Here is a 14,981-nt window from a genome sequence, read left to right as displayed (position 1 = left end):
AGCGGGTGGACCGAGCCTGCCAACCCGGCATGTCGGTCTCGGTTCACCCGTATTTCGCCCCGGTTACACCGACGTGAGCTGCGGTTTCGCTTCGACGCCAGCCGCCGGGACGGCCGCGGCCACCGGCTGGCGAAGGTATACCGCCCAGGTGACCGCGCAGCACAGGGCGTAGAAGCCGAGGAAAGTGACGAAGGCCGCCGTGCCGGAGCCGGAGCTGAGGAAGGCCTCCCGGAAGACGAGGTTGATGCCGAGTCCGCCGAGTGCGCCGACCGCCCCGATGAGGCCCATGGCGGCGCCGGAGAGCCGCCGCCCGTAGGCCGCGGCGGCCTCGCCGGTCATCCCGCGGGCCAGTGCCTTCGCCTGGAAGATGCCCGGGATCATCTTGTACGTCGAGCCGTTGCCGAGCCCGCTCAGGACGAAGAGCGCCACGAACCCGACGAGGAAGACCGGCAGCGAGGACCGGCCGGAGGCGAAGACGACCACGCCGGTCGCCGCCGCCATCGCCACGAACGTCCCCAGGGTGATCCGCGCCCCGCCGAACCGGTCCGCCAGCGCCCCGCCCACCGGCCGGATCAGCGACCCGAGCAGCGGTCCGACGAAGGTCAGCGACGCGGCCTGCAGCGGGGTGCGGCCGAACTGGGTCTGGAGCACCAGGCCGAAGGCGAAGCTGTATCCGATGAACGAGCCGAACGTCCCGATGTAGAGGAAGGCCATGATCCAGGTGTGCGCGTCCTTCAGGGCCTCGCGGACGGCGCCGGTGTCGTTGCGCACGGGCGCCAGGTTGTCCATCCGTACGGCCGCCAGGACCGCCGCGAGGACGATCAGCGGGATGTAGGCGCCGAGCAGCAGCCGCGGGTGGGTGGCCCCGGCGGTGGCGATGACCAGCAGTCCGGCCAGCTGGACCACGGGCACGCCGATGTTGCCGCCGCCGGCGTTCAGGCCGAGCGCCCAGCCCTTCTTGCGCAGCGGGAAGAAGGCGTTGATGTTGGTCATGGAGGAGGCGAAGTTGCCGCCGCCCACCCCGGTGAGGGCCGCGACGAGCAGGAAGGTCCCGTACGAGGTCCCGGGCTCCATCACCACCAGCGCGGCCACCGTCGGCGCGAGCAGCATGAGCGCGCTGAAGACGGTCCAGTTCCGGCCGCCGAAGCGCGCGACGGCGAAGGTGTACGGCACCCGCACCAGGGCGCCGACGAGGGTGGCCGTCGCGATGAGGAAGAACTTCCCGGCGGGGTCGATCCCGTAGGCGGGGCCCATGAAGAGGACCATCACGGACCAGAGCGACCAGATGGAGAACCCGATGTGCTCGGAGAACACGGAGTAGAGGAGGTTGCGGCGGGCGGTCCGCTCCCCGGTCTCCTTCCAGAAGGTCTCGTCCTCGGGATCCCACTGCTCGATCCAGCGGCCTCCCCTGCGCGGTGCGGTCGTACCGGTCATCACACGCCTCCACAGCTGTCGCGTCCGTGGTGACGACCGTAGGGAGGGCGCGTTTCGGCCCCGGTCCCCGCGGGATGACCGCCGGGAAACCTTGCTCTCACCCGCCGCCGGGTCCGTGTGTGAGCCGCGCCGGGAGGCGGCTCCCGGCGGGCGCTTCCAGCCACCCCCGCTCGGCGGCCAGCCCGGCGGCCGCGGCGCGCAGGGCGTCCAGTCCGGGGTGCGCGAAGCCCTCGCGCCACACCATGGACAGCGGGGAGAGCGGCACCGGGTCGGTCAGCGGCCGTTTCACGCAGCCGGGCATGTCGAGGAAGTCCACGGTGGCCAGGACCGGGTTGCCGGTCTTGACCATCACCCGGCTGAACTCCTCCTTGCCCATCGCCACCGGCGCGGGCGGCGCCATCAGGATCCCCCGCCCGGCGAACAGCTCGCGCGCCAGCCCGGTCCACTCCAGCGTCCGCGGGTTCCCGGCGCCCGCGTACACGGTCTCGCCGGCGAGCGCGTCCAGCGGTACGGTCTCCCGCGCGGCCAGCGGATGCCCCTCGGGCAGCAGCACGGCGAGCGGCTCGTACCGTACGGGCGTCTGCGCGAGCGGGGCCCGCAGCGCCGGGTCCAGGCCGTCGGCGTACCCGAAGGAGACGTCGAGCCGGCCGGCCGCGATCTCGGCGGCGGCGTGGGTGAGGCCGCTTTCGAAGCGGGCCATCAGCTCGCAGTCGGGGGCGAGTTCGCGGGCGCGATCCAGCACGGTCCGCGGGGTGCTCGGCCCGTCGGTGTTGAGGTCGACGAGGAGCGGGCGGGGCGCGGTGAAGGCGGCGGCGAGTTCCTCGTGCGCGGCGAGCACGCGCCGGGCCAGCGGCAGCAGGCGCTGCCCGTCGGCGGTCAGCTCCACCTGACGTGTGGTCCGCAGGAACAGCGTGGCGTCCAGGGTCTGTTCGAGCCGCCGGACATCGCGGCTGAGTGCCTGCTGGGCGACGTAGAGGCGGGCGGCGGCGCGGGTGAAGTGCAGGTCCTCGGCGGCCGCGACGAAGCCGCGCAGCAGCCGGGGGTCGACATCACGGGGAATCACCCCCGGAGACTAACAACAGAGGGCGGTGAATGGGCTCCGAACAGGTGTTGGACCGGGACGGGGGCCGGGCCCGAGGCTCTTCCCATGCCCGCCACGACCACGACCACTGCCCGCACGGCCGCCGCCCGCACGACCTCCTCCGGCACGACCTCCTCCCGCACGGCCGCCGCCCGCACCGCCACGAGCGGCGCCCGCGTCCCCCGCATGACCGTCACCGGCGCCACCCTCGTCATCGCCGGACCGCCCGCCGGCGCCTCCGCCTCCCGGCCGGCCCGCACCCCCCAGGGCCCCTACCGCCGCCTGTTCGCCCGGCCCGGCACCCGCGGATTCACCGCCGGGAACCTCCTCGCCCGGCTCCCCATGGGCATGTTCGGGGTCAGCGCGGTCATGATGATCGCCGGACAGCGCGGCTCGTACGCCCTCGCCGGCGCGGTCACGGCGACCGGCCTGGCCGCCACCGCGCTGGTGGCGCCCTGGACCGCCCGGCTCGTCGACCGCCACGGGCAGGCCCGGATCGCCGTACCGGCCACCCTGATCGCGGTCCTCGGCTCGCTCTCCCTGATCGCGTGCGTCCGTACCGGGGCCCCCGCCTGGACCCTCTTCGCCTCGTACGCCGCGACCGCCACCACCCCCAACATCGGCGGCATGTCCCGCGCCCGCTGGACGCACCTGCTGCGCGACTCGCCGGCCGCGCACCACACGGCGATGTCCTTCGAACAGGCCGCGGACGAGCTGTGCTTCATGCTCGGACCGGTCCTGGCGGCCTTCCTCTGCGGCGCCGTCTTCCCCGAGGCGGGCACCCTCGCGGGCGCGGCCCTGCTGCTCACCGGCATGCTCGTCTTCACCTCCTGCCGCGCCACCCAGCCCCCGGTGTCGGCCGCGCCCCGGCAGGGCTCACCGCTGCGCGCCCTCGGCCCGCTGCTGCCGCTCTTCCTCGTCACCGGCGTGGTCTTCGGCTCCATGGAGATCACCTCGATCGCCCACCTCGACGCCCGGGGGCTCGGCGCCTCCTCCGGTCTGGTCCTGGCCCTGCAGGCCGCGGGATCCTGCGCGGCGGGCCTGCTCTACGGCACCCTGCGCCCCCGCTCGCTGAAGGCCTGCGTGGGCGCCCTGGCCGTCGTCATGACCCTCCCCTGGGCCGCGGCGGCCACCGGCTCCCTGCCCGCGCTCGGCTGCGCCCTCCTCCTGGCGGGCATGGCCACGGCCCCGACGATGGTCACGGCGATGTCCCGGGTCCACGCCCTGACCCCCGAGGGACGCCTCAACGAGGGCATGACGCTCGCGGTCACCGCGATCTTCGCGGGCATCGCCCTGGGGGCGGCTGCGTCCGGCACCCTGGTCGACCACCTGGACCCGTCCTCGGCCTACGCCCTCCCGGCCGCGGCATCCCTGATCGCCCTCGCGACCACGGCGCGGCGTCCCTCCATCGGCGGCGGCCCCTCCGCATGAGGACGGCCGCCGCCGTCCGACCGCAGGTCCCCCACATGACTCGTACCAGTTTTCGGTACGAGTCATGTACCATAAACTCGTACGACCTCGAGAGGAGCGCACCGTGTCCATAAGCGCCAGCGAAGCCAGGGCGACCCTGTTCCCACTGATCGAGCGCGTCAATACCGATCACGCTCCGGTGCGCATCACCTCCAAGAACGGTGACGCGGTCCTCATGTCCGCCGACGACTACGACTCCTGGCAGGAGACCGTCTACCTCCTGCGCTCCCCCGCCAACGCCCAGCGGCTGATGGAGGCCGTCGCGCGCGACCGTGAGGGTGCCTCCACCATCTCCAGGACACTGGACGAACTGAGGGAGTTGGCCGGAGGCGAGGAGTGAGGAGCGTTCACTTCGACCCTGCCGCCTGGGAGGACTTCCTGTTTTGGCTCTCGTCGGACCGGAAGATGGCCCGCCGGATCACCCGTCTGCTCGGGGAGATCCAGCGCGACCCGTTCACCGGCATCGGCAAGCCCGAACCGCTGAAGGGCGAGCTGTCGGGCTACTGGTCACGCCGCATCGACGACGAGCACCGCCTCGTGTACCGGGCCGACGAGAAGGAAGTGAAGGTCCTCAAGGCCCGCTACCACTACTGACGCATGACAAAGGCCCCGCAGCCGAGAGGCCGCGGGGCCTTTGCCCACATGGGATGAGTGGAGATGGCGGGAATCGAACCCGCGTCCAACGGTGCAGAAGCAGGGCTTCTCCGAGCGCAGTCCGCTGCGCTTTTCTCGGCCCCGGAGATCACACGGACAAGTCTCCGACGGGCTCAGTCACTGTTTGGTTTCCCTCCAACCCCCGTGACCGGGGCTAGAGGTTTAGATCCCTAATTGACGCCAGGATCCGGACCGGGACCACTTCCGGGCTGACGCTCCTCACAGAGGCTTCAGCTCACTGTTATTAGGCAGCGAGGGTGAAGCGGGAGTTATCGCTCTTGGAGTTGGCGATTATTGTTTGCGACATGTGGTTAGCGAGATCATTGCCGCTTCCTCGGCTCGCTTCCCCTGCATCGACATCCGCTGTCGAAACCGATCATCCCCATGTTTTTCACGCTTTTCAGTTGTGCACTGCTCAAGCTGCACCCACCGCGAGCGGCGGGTGCTGACGCCATGGTACGCGAAGTGGACCACGGCGTGCCAGCAGGTTAAACGGTGCCCCGCTGCTTGCGGCGGATCGCCGAGATCGTGCGCTGGGTCTCGCGGGTGTCCTGCTTCTCCCGCATGGTCTGCCGCTTGTCGTACTCCTTCTTGCCCTTCGCCAGCGCGATCTCGACCTTCGCGCGGCCGTCCTTGAAGTACAGCGAGAGGGGCACGATCGTGTGACCCGTCTCCTCCGACTTGCGCGCCAGCTTGTCGATCTCCTCCCGGTGCATGAGGAGCTTGCGCTTGCGCCGGGCGCTGTGGTTGGTCCAGGTGCCCTGGCTGTACTCCGGCACGTGCACGTTGTAGAGCCACGCCTCGCGGCTCTCCACCGACACGAAGCCGTCCACCAGCGAGGCCCGGCCCTGGCGCATGGACTTGACCTCGGTCCCCGTGAGCACGAGTCCGCACTCGTAGGTGTCGAGGATCGTGTAGTCGTGCCGCGCCTTCTTGTTCTGGGCGATCAGCTTGCGCCCTTTTTCCTTAGCCATAGTGCGGTCATTTTCGCACTACGGACCCACCCCGAGGCCACCCAATACCGTGACGGCCCGTTCCTCGGCCCGCTCGCCCGCCGGTACGTCCGGGGTGATGCCGTCGCCGTCCAGGCTGCGGCCCGCCGGAGTGCGGTACGTGCCCACCGTCAGCTCGGCCACCGAGCCGTCCGGGAGCTCGGTCGGCATCTGCACCGAGCCCTTGCCGAAGGTCCGGCTGCCCACCGCCACCGCCCGGCCCCGGTCCTGGAGGGCGCCCGTCACCAGCTCGGCCGCGCTCATCGTGCCGCCGTCGACGAGGGCCACCAGCGGGCGGGTGGTGTCGCCGCCCGGGGCCGCGTACAGGACCCGCTGGTCGCCCCGAACGTCGTACGTCGCCACGAGCCCGCCGTCCAGGAAGGCGGAGGCGGCCGTGACCGCCTCGGTGACCAGCCCGCCCGGGTTGCCGCGCAGGTCGAGCATGACCCCGGCGCCGGCCGGGGCCGCGCGGACGGCGGCCTTGACGCGCTCGCCGGAACCGCGGGTGAAGGAGGCGACCTTGATGACGGTGACGCCGTCCGGGCGCTGCCGTACGGTCACGGGCTCGGTGCGCAGCTGCTCGCGGCGGACGGTCTCGGTGAGGTCGGCGCCGGCCCGGCTGAGGTTCAGCACGACGGGGGTGCCGGCCGTGCCGCGCAGCAGGGAGACCACGTCGGCGACGGCCAGGCCGGTCACGGCGTGGCCGTCGACGCTCATCAGCCGGTCCCCGGCGCGCAACCCGGCCCGGGCGGCGGGGCTGCCGGGCTGGACCTTGTCGACCTTGATCACGCCGTCGGGGGCGCGTTCGGCCCAGACCCCGACGCCGGTCCAGTGGCCGTCGAGGCCCTCGGCGAAGGCGGCGTACTCGCCCTGGTCGTAGACGGTGCCCCAGCGGTCGCCGCTGCGGCTGACCACGTCCTGGGCGGCCTTCTTGCCGGACTTCCCCTCGGCGACGGCCTCGGCGGCGGCGCGCGCCACCGCGTCGCGGTCGGCGGTGCCCGCCGTGCGGGGTGCGCCGGGGGCGGGGAGGTCCGTGCGGACCTCCGCGGCCACGGCGCCGTCCTCCTGGTCCCAGCATCCGGTTAAGGCACCGGTGGCGACGGCGGCGAGGAAGGCCAACGTCAAAACGGCCCCGCGACGCAGGTCGCGGGGCCGGAGACTGGAGGCGGGAATACTCGGCAAGCCCAGCATGGCGCCGAGTCTAGGACAAGCCCCGCTCCGGTACGGATGGTTGGCCGGACCGCTCGCGGGGCGCTTGTCACACCTTCAGGTACTTGCGCAGGGCGATGAAGGCGGCCATGGAGGGCATCAGGAGGCCGATGAAGAGCACGTACGGGAGCTTGGCCAGCACCGATCCCCAGCCCATGAAGTCGATCAGCTGGATCTTGTCGCGCAGGCCGACACCGTGGTCGATCACGAAGTACTGGCCGGAGACCAGCATGGCGCAGGCGAAGAGCGCGCCGATGAGCCCGGCGAAGGCGGCCTCCATGATGAAGGGCACCTGGATGTAGAAGCTGGAGGCGCCCACCAGCCGCATGATCCCCGTCTCCCGCCTGCGGCTGAACGCCGAGACGCGCACGGTGTTGACGATCAGCAGCAGCGCCACGATCAGCATGATCAGCATGATGCCGAGGGCGGCGTAGTTGAGGTAGTTGAGGATCCGGAAGAGGTCGTCGATCGCCTGCCGCTGGTCGTCGACGGTGTGGATGCCGTCACGGCCCGCGAAGGCGGAGGTGACAACCTTGTACTTCTCCGGGTTCTTGAGCTTGACCCGGAAGGACTCCTGCATCTGGTCGGGCGTGATGGAGGAGGCCAGCGCGGTGTGGCCGTACTGCTCCTGGTAGTGCTTGTACGCCTCGTCCGCGGACTCGTAGGCCACGGACTTGACCAGGGACATCTGCTTGAGCTCGGACTCGATCTGCTTCTTCTGCTCGTCGGTCACGGCGCCCTTGCGACAGGTGGCGACACCGCCGGCGCCGCCCCCCGAGCCGTCCGGCTTGGCGGCGGCCTCGCTGGCCTCCTGGGCGTCCTGCTTGTTGCAGAGGTAGATCGAGACGTTGGCCTTGTCGTACCAGAAGCCCTTCATCCTGCTGACCTGCTCGCTCATGAGCAGGGAGCCGCCGAACAGGGCCAGTGACAGGGCCACGGAGATGATGACCGCGAAGGTCATGGTGAGATTGCGGCGGAGACCGACGCCGATCTCCGACATGACGAACTGGGCGCGCATGACTCTCAAGGGCCTTTCAGTGCTGGTAGCCGTAGACGCCGCGCGACTGGTCGCGTACGAGTCGGCCCTGTTCGAGTTCGATGACGCGCTTGCGCATCTGGTCCACGATCTGCTGGTCGTGCGTGGCCATGATCACGGTGGTGCCGGTCCGGTTGATCCGGTCCAGCAGCTTCATGATCCCCACGGAGGTCTGCGGGTCGAGGTTGCCGGTGGGCTCGTCCGCGATCAGCAGGGCGGGGCGGTTGACGAAGGCGCGGGCGATGGCCACGCGCTGCTGCTCACCGCCGGAGAGCTCGCCGGGCATCCGCTCCTCCTTGCCGCCCAGACCCACCAGTTCGAGGACCTGCGGGACGGCCTTGCGGATCTCGCCCCTGGGCTTGCCGATGACCTCCTGGGCGAAGGCCACGTTCTCGGCCACCGTCTTGTTGGGCAGCAGGCGGAAGTCCTGGAAGACGGTCCCCAACTGGCGCCGCATCTGCGGGACCTTCCAGTTGGAGAGCTTGGCGAGGTCCTTGCCCAGGACGTGCACCTGGCCGTGGCTCGCCCGCTCCTCGCGCAGGATCAGCCGCAGGAAGGTGGACTTGCCGGAGCCGGAGGAGCCGACCAGGAAGACGAACTCGCCCTTGGCGATGTCGAGGGAGACTTCTCTGAGTGCAGGACGGCTCTGCTTCGGGTAGGACTTGGAGACACTGTCGAATCGGATCACGGGTGCACCACGGTCGCCGGGAGTAGGTGTGCGTGACCATACGCGAACGGGCGCGAGGTGTGGACCCGGCATCCGGACTTGCCCGTTTTATCCCGGGGTGCGGGCCGCTCCGGACCGTGCTTGCCCGGACGGGCCGCGCCGAATGTCGGCGAAGCTGGCACAGTGGTAGGGGGAACGCTCTGGTTCCCCACGCCGTTATAGGCAACAGACAAGACCGAGGGGACGAGAGGAGGAGCGCATGACATATGACCGGCTCGTGTGCGCGAACTGCGCCGCACCCGTCAGCCAGGGCCGCTGCCCGGTGTGCCGGGCGAACCGGGAGCGCCTCCAGCAGGAGGGCCCCTTCTCCGGCCTCAATCCCGTGGCCCTCATCGTGCTCATGGTGGTCCTCGTGGCAGCTCTGGTGCTGGTGGCCCAGCAGACCGCCTGACCGCGGTGCCCGCGGGCTGCGCGCCGCGTACCGATCAACACGCACGAGGGCCCGGACATCATCGATGTCCGGGCCCTCGTCCATGTGTGTCGGGTCAGCCGCTACGCGGTCTGCTCCTGCTGCTTGCGCCAGCGGATCCCGGCCTCCAGGAAGCCGTCGATCTCGCCGTCGAGCACCGCCTGCGGGTTGCCGACCTCGAACTCCGTCCGCAGGTCCTTGACCATCTGGTACGGGTGCAGGACGTAGGAGCGCATCTGGTTGCCCCAGGAGCTTCCGCCGTCCTTGAGGGCGTCCATCTTGTCCTTCTCCTCCTGGCGGCGCCGCTCGAGCAGCTTGGCCTGGAGGACGTTCATCGCGCTGGCCTTGTTCTGGATCTGCGAGCGCTCGTTCTGGCAGGACACGACGATGCCGGTCGGGAGGTGCGTGATGCGCACCGCCGAGTCGGTGGTGTTGACGCCCTGGCCGCCGGGGCCGGAGGCGCGGTACACGTCGACGCGCAGCTCGGCCTCGTCGATCTCCACGTGGTCGCTGGTCTCGACGACCGGCAGCACCTCGACGCCCGCGAAGGAGGTCTGGCGACGGCCCTGGTTGTCGAAGGGCGAGATCCGGACGAGGCGGTGGGTGCCCTGCTCGACGGAGAGGGTGCCGTAGGCGTACGGGGCCTTGACGACGAAGGTGGTCGACTTGATGCCGGCCTCTTCCGCGTACGAGGTCTCGTAGATCTCGGTGGAGTAGCCGTGCCGCTCGGCCCAGCGCAGGTACATGCGCTGGAGGCGCTCGGCGAAGTCGGAGGCGTCGACGCCACCGGCCTCGGCACGGATGTTGACCAGGGCCTCGCGCTCGGCGTACTCGCCGGACAGGAGGGTCCGGACCTCCATCTCGTCCAGCGCCTTGCGGACGGCGACCAGCTCGGCCTCCGCCTCGGCGAGGGTGTCCGCGTCCTCCATCTCCTGGGCCAGCTCGAAGAGGACCGCGAGGTCGTCGATGCGGCCGCGCAGGCTCTCGGTCTTGCGGACCTCGGCCTGGAGGTGCGAAAGCTTGCTCGTGATCTTCTGAGCGGCGTCCGGGTCGTCCCACAGGGACGGCGCGGCGGCCTGCTCCTCGAGCACGGCGATATCTGCCCTCAGCTTGTCGAGGTCCAGGACGGCCTCGATCGACCCCATGGTCGAGGAGAGGGACTTCAGCTCTTCGGAAACATCGACGACTGCCACGGGTCCAGCGTAGCCGGTCCCCGGACAACCCCGTCCGGGCAGGCCGAATCGCCCGTTCTGATGACGACTCGCACGGGCGTACGCTCACGGTATGACCGTTCTCCTCGTCAAGCGCCGCCATGTCGACCACATGCGTGTCACGACGACGAGCTGTCTGCCGCCGGACCGTACCCAAGCCTGATCCACCCCGATCCGACTTGGTCCTGTACGCGGCTCACGCGGTCCCGGCACCATCCCTGTCGGCGACCCACCTCCACCCGCGGCCCCCGCCACCTCTGGGGAACAGGACCCCGTGACATCCGAAACGGAGCCGTCATGCCGTCCGCGCACACTCTCCCCGTCCTGGACCTCTCCCAGGCCGACGACCCGGCCCAGCGGGCCGACTTCCTGAAGCAGCTGCACGCAGCGGCCAGGGACACCGGTTTCCTGCACCTGACCGGGCACGGCGTCACCGCCGCCGAGAGCGCCCGCATCCTGGAGCTGACCAGGGCGTTCTTCGCCCTCCCGGAGGCCGACCGGCTCGCCGTGAGCAATCTGAACTCCCCGCACTTCCGCGGCTACACCCGGATCGGCCACGAGCTGACCGGCGGGGCCTCCGACTGGCGCGACCAGCTGGACGTGGGCGCGGAGCGCCCGGCGCCGGTGGTGGGGCCGGACGACCCGGCGTACCTGTGGCTGGAGGGCCCGAACCAGTGGCCCGCCGCGCTCCCGGAGCTCCGGACGGTGGTCCTGGACTGGCAGTCCCGCCTCGCGGCGGTGGCCCACCGGCTGCTCCAGGAACTCCTCACCTCGATCGGCGCCCCGGCCGACTTCTTCGACGCCGCCTTCGCGGACCGGCCGCACCTGCACACGAAGCTGATCCGCTACCCCGGATCCGCCCCGTCCGGCACGGACCAGGGGGTCGGCGCGCACAAGGACTACGGCTTCCTGACCCTGCTCCTCCAGGACTCCGTGGGAGGCCTCCAGGTCGTGCGCGACGGCGGCTACCTCGACGTCCCGCCGCTCCCGGGGGCGTTCGTGGTCAACCTGGGCGAGCTGCTGGAGATCGCGACGGAGGGTTACCTGACGGCGACGGACCACCGGGTGGTGAGCCCGCCGGGGTCGGTGGAGCGGTACTCGGTGCCGTTCTTCTACAACCCGCGGCTGGACGCGGTGATCGAGACCGTCCCGGGCGAGTACCTGCGCTCCGCGCCCGGGGTCGCGCACGACGAGTCGAACCCGCTGCACGCCGACTACGGGCGCAACGAGCTGAAGGGCTGGGTCCGGGCCCACCCCGCCGTGGCGCGGCGCTGGCACCCGGAACTGGTCACGGCGTAGCCCGCCTCGCCGCTCCTGGGGCTCCGCCCCAGACCCCGCTCCTCAACTCAAACGCCGGAGGGACTGCAAAAACCAGCCTCGCCGGCGTTTGAAGCGCGGGGGTTCGGGGGCCGGCCCCCGACCGCGGCGCCGCACCCGGAGGCTACGGCTTGCGGGGGACGGACTGCTTGCTGTCCTGGGGAGGCGGGGCTTCGTCGCCGGAGAAGGCCAGCCAGCCGCCCAGACCGACCGCCGCGGCCAGCGCCACGGCCGACACGGACAGCACCAGCCGCCGCTTGCGGGCCGCCTCCGCCCGGTGCCGGGCGGAGCCCGGCCGGTGGCCGCCGGCCGGACGCGGGACCCGCGCCGTGCCCAGCGCCCCGCCCGCCAGCTCGTCCGGCCCCGGCACCCGCATCGAGGTGTGGGTGTCCCGGTTGGAGTCCGTCGCGGAGCCCGGGACGAGCGGGACCACGCCCCGGCGGCGGACCGGGTCCGCGGCCGGCTCGTCCGACGAGGGCTCGGGGTCCGGATCCGCGTCGTCGGGCTCGTCCACGTCCAGGGGCGGCATCCCGGCCAGCATCGGGAGCAGGTCCCGCAGCCGGACCGACAGCTCCGACGCCCGCAGCCGCGAGGCCGGGGCCTTGGCCAGGCACTGCACGATGAGCTGCCACAGCTCGTCGGGGATGCCCGGCAGGGGGACGACCGTCTCCGTCACGTGCCGCCGCAGCACCGCGCCCGGGTGGCCCCCGCCGAAGGGGGTGAAGCCGGCGAGGAGCTCGTACAGGACGGTGGCCAGGGCGTATATGTCCACGGCCGCCCGCGGTGGCAGACCCTCCACGATCTCCGGAGCCAGGTAGTCCGGCGTGCCGATGATCCGCGTGGTGGGGGCCGAGGCCCGGCCCGCGGAGGCCCGCCGCGGGGTGTCGATGAGCTTGGCCACGCCGAAGTCGGTCAGCAGCGCCGGGTGGGCACCGCCCGGGCCGAGCGGGCCCTGCATGTCCAGCAGCACGTTCTCGGGCTTGACGTCGCGGTGGACGACCCCCGCCGCGTGCGCGGCGGCCAGCGCGTCGGCGACGTCCGCGACGATCGCCACGGCCGCCTCGGGGGCGAGCCGCCGTTCCCGGTCGAGCCGCGTGCGCAGGTCCGTACCGCGGACGAGGTCCATGACGAGGGCGAGGTCGTTGCCGTCCACGACGAGGTCACGGACGGAGACCACGTGCGGATGGTCCAGGCCGAGCAGCGCGCTGCGCTCCTGGACGAAGCGTCCGACCAGTTCCTGGTCGGACGCGAGGTCCTCGCGCAGCAGTTTGACGGCGACGGGCCCGTCAGGCCCCTCGCCCAGCCACACCGTGCCCGCGCTGCCGCGCCCCAGGATCTGGTGCGCGGTGTACCGGCTGCCGATCTTCCGTGCCACGACTGCTCCCTCAGCGGCTGGCGTACGCACCAAAGCTACGCGGCCGGGTGGGCGTTGGAGGCCAGCAGGGGCCCGGATTCGCGGCGACCTTCACTTCTGCGGGCGAAATCACCCCCCAGAAGTCGACAAATCTACGAAGTCGGCTCTACGAGCCCCGTCTCAGGACTTCGTGGAGCCCGAGGACGCGGATCCCGCGGAGTCGCCGACGGTGCTCACCCAGTCGACGACGTCGGTGCCCCAGGTCCACAGCTGGCCCCACCAGCCCCGTCCGGTGCCGACCCACTCCTGGAGCGGGGTGAGCTCCCAGACCAGCCAGCCGGCCACGAAGAACAGCAGGATGACGACCAGGCAGCCCTTGAGGCAGCCGAGGCCGGGGATCCGCACCGGGTTGGCGCTGCGGCGGCGCGGCTCGCGCGGCTCCCGGGCCGGCCGCTGCGGAGCCTGCGGCTGCTGCGGCTGCTGCTGCTGCTGCGGCTGGCGGTACTGGGGCTGCTGCGGCTGAGCCTGCTGCTGGTACGGCTGGGGCTGGTGCTGCTGCGGCTGGTAGTGCTGCGGTGGCGGCTGAGGCGCGTACTGCTGCTGAGGCTGCTGCGGCTGGCGGTACTGCTGCTGAGGCTGCTGCTGGTACTGCTGCCGGGGCGGCGGCCCCTGCCGGTACGGCTGCTGCGGCTGGGGCCGGTGCTGCGGCGGCGGGGGCGCCTGCCGCTGCGGGCGGCGCCGCAGGGGGTCGTCGTTCGGGTCGAGGTACTGGACCTGCGTCTGCTCGTTGCGGTCGCGGGCGGCCCGCATCTGCGACTGCCACGGGTGCGGCTGGTCCGGCTGCTGCACGGGGGGCATGACCGAGGTCGGGTCGGCCCCGGGAGCCCCCGTGCTCGGCAGCACCGAGGTGGCGTCGGCCGCGCCGACCGGCGGCATGACGCTGGTCATGGCGTTCGGGTCGTAGGCCCCGAGGGGCGAGCCGGCGCCGGAGGGCAGCACCTGGGTCGGGTCGGCGGCGCCCGGTGTCCCGGGGACCGGTGCCGGAGAGGGGTCGGGCGCGAGCAGCGCGCCCACACCGAGCGCCGCCTCCACCTCGACGGCCGAGGAGTGCACGCCGATGCCGGCGGCGACCACGCGCAGGCCGCGGGCCAGGCTCACCGCGCTGGGGCGCTCGCTCGGCTCCTTGCGCAGGCAGCGCTCGACGACCGTCCACAGCGGCTCGGGCACGGTCGAGGGGCGCTGCGGCTCCTCGCTGAGGTGCCGGTGGAGCACTTCGAGGGCGGAGCCGCCGCCGAACGGCGGGCGGCCGGTGAGCAGCTCGTAGAGGAGGATGCCGGCGCCGTAGATGTCGACGGCGGAGGTCTGCGGGCGGCCCTCGGCGGACTCGGGCGCGACGTAGGCGGGGGTGCCGACGAACTCGTGGGTGCGGGTCAGGCCCGGGGAGTCCGCGAGGCGGGCGATGCCGAAGTCGGTGAGCATCGGCTTCATCTGGCCGCCGCGCTCGTCGAGCAGGACGTTGGCGGGCTTCAGGTCGCGGTGGACCACGCCGTCGGCGTGGCTGGCGGCGAGCGCGTCCGCGATCTGGGCGGTCAGCAGGCTCGCGGCGACGGGCGTGAAGGGGCCGTTCTCGCGGAGGTACTTGTGCAGGTCCGGACCGTCGATCAGGTCCATGACCAGGGCGAGCAGATCGCCCTCGACGACGAGGTCGCGCGTGCGCACGATGTTGGGGTGGGTCAGGCGCAGCAGGACCGAGCGCTCGCGCAGGAAGCGCATGACGATGTCGGGATCCTGGGCCAGCTCCTCCTTGAGGACCTTGATGGCCACGGTCTCGCCGGGCTGTCCGGCGACGGCCGCCTCCGCGCCGGCGGCCTCCCTCTGGCGGGCACGCCAGACAGTGCCCGTGGCGCCGCGCCCGAGCGGCTCCTCGAGCAGGTATTTGCTGCCGACTGGCCGCACGTCTCGCGCTCCCCTGCTGTCGTCTGTTCGTGGTCGATCGGTGGTCGAGTGGTGGTCGATCCGCTGATTGGTTTTCCGGCCCACTCTAGGGGGTGTCCCCCGGGAAGACGCCGGTCGCCGGAGGTTGGTTG

Annotated in this window: 14 protein-coding genes and 1 other RNA gene; 5 read left to right on the top strand and 10 right to left on the bottom strand. The window is 71.6% G+C overall.

Translation table 11 applies throughout. The features are described from left to right. Positions 1-63: 63 nt before the first annotated feature. Together IF88_RS0131220 and IF88_RS0131215 are read right to left on the bottom strand one after the other, a co-directional pair. Complete coding sequence (locus IF88_RS0131220; RefSeq protein WP_030719983.1) at positions 64-1,434, bottom strand: nitrate/nitrite transporter; 1,371 nt, start codon at positions 1,432-1,434, stop codon at positions 64-66. Positions 1,435-1,531: 97 nt separating this feature from the next. Then, a complete protein-coding gene (locus IF88_RS0131215; RefSeq protein ID WP_030719980.1) occupies positions 1,532-2,497 on the bottom strand; it encodes a LysR family transcriptional regulator in 966 nt (321 codons plus the stop codon). Positions 2,498-2,701: 204 nt separating this feature from the next. Between IF88_RS0131215 and IF88_RS0131210 the strand changes: the two genes are divergently transcribed. The 3 genes from IF88_RS0131210 to IF88_RS0131200 all read left to right on the top strand — a co-directional run bounded on the left by IF88_RS0131210 (position 2,702) and on the right by IF88_RS0131200 (position 4,579). Next, positions 2,702-3,946, top strand: coding sequence for an MFS transporter (locus IF88_RS0131210; RefSeq protein WP_051837888.1), 1,245 nt, complete (start codon positions 2,702-2,704; stop codon positions 3,944-3,946). A 103-nt stretch (positions 3,947-4,049) separates the two neighbouring features. Then, positions 4,050-4,325: a type II toxin-antitoxin system Phd/YefM family antitoxin gene (locus IF88_RS0131205; protein ID WP_030719973.1), complete on the top strand. Its 276-nt coding sequence runs from the start codon at positions 4,050-4,052 to the stop codon at positions 4,323-4,325. Further along, positions 4,322-4,579 (top strand): Txe/YoeB family addiction module toxin, encoded by a 258-nt coding sequence (locus IF88_RS0131200; RefSeq protein WP_030719970.1) that lies wholly within the window; start codon positions 4,322-4,324, stop codon positions 4,577-4,579. Before IF88_RS0131205 ends, IF88_RS0131200 begins: the two co-directional genes overlap by 4 nt. Positions 4,580-4,634: 55 nt before the next feature. Here IF88_RS0131200 and ssrA read toward each other — a convergent pair. The 5 genes from ssrA to ftsE all read right to left on the bottom strand — a co-directional run bounded on the left by ssrA (position 4,635) and on the right by ftsE (position 8,564). After that, positions 4,635-5,023: a transfer-messenger RNA gene (ssrA, locus tag IF88_RS42915) on the bottom strand. Positions 5,024-5,127: 104 nt separating this feature from the next. Beyond that, positions 5,128-5,613: an SsrA-binding protein SmpB gene (gene smpB / locus IF88_RS0131195; protein ID WP_030719966.1), complete on the bottom strand. Its 486-nt coding sequence runs from the start codon at positions 5,611-5,613 to the stop codon at positions 5,128-5,130. 18 nt (positions 5,614-5,631) lie between these two features. Next, positions 5,632-6,822, bottom strand: coding sequence for a S41 family peptidase (locus IF88_RS0131190; protein WP_051837881.1), 1,191 nt, complete (start codon positions 6,820-6,822; stop codon positions 5,632-5,634). Between the two features lie 67 nt (positions 6,823-6,889). After that, the gene (gene ftsX / locus IF88_RS0131185) at positions 6,890-7,858 is read right to left on the bottom strand and encodes a permease-like cell division protein FtsX (RefSeq protein WP_030719960.1); all 969 of its coding nucleotides are present in this window, start codon (positions 7,856-7,858) and stop codon (positions 6,890-6,892) included. Positions 7,859-7,874: 16 nt separating this feature from the next. Further along, entirely contained in the window at positions 7,875-8,564 is a 690-nt protein-coding gene (gene ftsE / locus IF88_RS0131180; RefSeq protein ID WP_030011324.1) for a cell division ATP-binding protein FtsE, read from the bottom strand. A gap of 238 nt (positions 8,565-8,802) precedes the next feature. Between ftsE and IF88_RS0131175 the strand changes: the two genes are divergently transcribed. After that, on the top strand, positions 8,803-8,994 hold the full coding sequence (locus IF88_RS0131175; protein WP_030662818.1) for a hypothetical protein: 192 nt from the start codon (positions 8,803-8,805) through the stop codon (positions 8,992-8,994). Positions 8,995-9,095: 101 nt separating this feature from the next. Here the strand turns inward: IF88_RS0131175 and prfB are convergent, their stop codons facing one another. After that, the gene (gene prfB, locus IF88_RS0131170; protein WP_030719957.1) at positions 9,096-10,205 is read right to left on the bottom strand and encodes a peptide chain release factor 2; all 1,110 of its coding nucleotides are present in this window, start codon (positions 10,203-10,205) and stop codon (positions 9,096-9,098) included. A gap of 315 nt (positions 10,206-10,520) precedes the next feature. Here prfB and IF88_RS0131165 point away from each other — a divergent pair, with 315 nt between their 5' ends. Beyond that, complete coding sequence (locus tag IF88_RS0131165; protein WP_030719955.1) at positions 10,521-11,522, top strand: isopenicillin N synthase family dioxygenase; 1,002 nt, start codon at positions 10,521-10,523, stop codon at positions 11,520-11,522. Between the two features lie 142 nt (positions 11,523-11,664). Here the strand turns inward: IF88_RS0131165 and IF88_RS0131160 are convergent, their stop codons facing one another. Both IF88_RS0131160 and IF88_RS0131155 read right to left on the bottom strand, forming a co-directional pair. Then, positions 11,665-12,915, bottom strand: a complete 1,251-nt coding sequence (locus IF88_RS0131160) for a serine/threonine-protein kinase (RefSeq protein WP_030719952.1) — start codon at positions 12,913-12,915, stop codon at positions 11,665-11,667. A gap of 159 nt (positions 12,916-13,074) precedes the next feature. Then, positions 13,075-14,850: a serine/threonine-protein kinase gene (locus tag IF88_RS0131155; RefSeq protein ID WP_030719949.1), complete on the bottom strand. Its 1,776-nt coding sequence runs from the start codon at positions 14,848-14,850 to the stop codon at positions 13,075-13,077. Positions 14,851-14,981 lie beyond the last annotated feature (131 nt).

This window comes from Streptomyces sp. NRRL F-2580 (genome assembly GCF_000720115.1).
In the GTDB taxonomy this organism is placed as follows: Bacteria; Actinomycetota; Actinomycetes; order Streptomycetales; family Streptomycetaceae; genus Streptomyces.
Note: the sequence above shows the minus strand (reverse complement) of the source record. Positions and strands in the feature narration are given on the sequence as shown.

Coding starts and splice junctions, on each gene's coding strand:
- IF88_RS0131220 (WP_030719983.1), bottom strand. CDS start 1,434: ATGACCGGTACGACCGCACCGCGCAGGGGAGGCCGCTGGATCGAGCAG.
- ftsX (WP_030719960.1), bottom strand. CDS start 7,858: ATGCGCGCCCAGTTCGTCATGTCGGAGATCGGCGTCGGTCTCCGCCGC.
- IF88_RS0131175 (WP_030662818.1), top strand. CDS start 8,803: ATGACATATGACCGGCTCGTGTGCGCGAACTGCGCCGCACCCGTCAGC.
- IF88_RS0131210 (WP_051837888.1), top strand. CDS start 2,702: ATGACCGTCACCGGCGCCACCCTCGTCATCGCCGGACCGCCCGCCGGC.
- IF88_RS0131165 (WP_030719955.1), top strand. CDS start 10,521: ATGCCGTCCGCGCACACTCTCCCCGTCCTGGACCTCTCCCAGGCCGAC.
- IF88_RS0131190 (WP_051837881.1), bottom strand. CDS start 6,822: ATGCTGGGCTTGCCGAGTATTCCCGCCTCCAGTCTCCGGCCCCGCGAC.
- smpB (WP_030719966.1), bottom strand. CDS start 5,613: ATGGCTAAGGAAAAAGGGCGCAAGCTGATCGCCCAGAACAAGAAGGCG.